The 333-nt window shown below is 48.6% G+C and carries 1 rRNA gene; it reads left to right on the forward strand.

The window, feature by feature from the left end:
- A 23S ribosomal RNA gene (locus AB4J89_RS19015) occupies nucleotides 1-333 on the forward strand; the annotation flags it as partial.

Consider the following 333-nt stretch of genomic DNA (forward strand, 5'->3'; position numbering starts at 1 on the left):
GTTGGCTTAGAAGCAGCCATCATTTAAAGAAAGCGTAATAGCTCACTGGTCGAGTCGGCCCGCGCGGAAGATGTAACGGGGCTAAACCATGCACCGAAGCTGCGGCAGCGAACGTATCACTTAAATTTGTTTGAGTGAAAAACGATTGACGGAACGAAGTGACGTCAATGCGTCCATTAAAGTCGAGGCGAAAGCCAGATAAGCGAATTTAAGGATACGTTCGTTGGGTAGGGGAGCGTTCTGTAAGCCTGCGAAGGTGTACTGTGAGGTATGCTGGAGGTATCAGAAGTGCGAATGCTGACATAAGTAACGATAATGCGGGTGAAAAACCCG

It is taken from the genome of Proteus sp. STS61-E (genome assembly GCF_040932335.1).
GTDB lineage: Bacteria > Pseudomonadota > Gammaproteobacteria > Enterobacterales > Enterobacteriaceae > Proteus > Proteus mirabilis_B.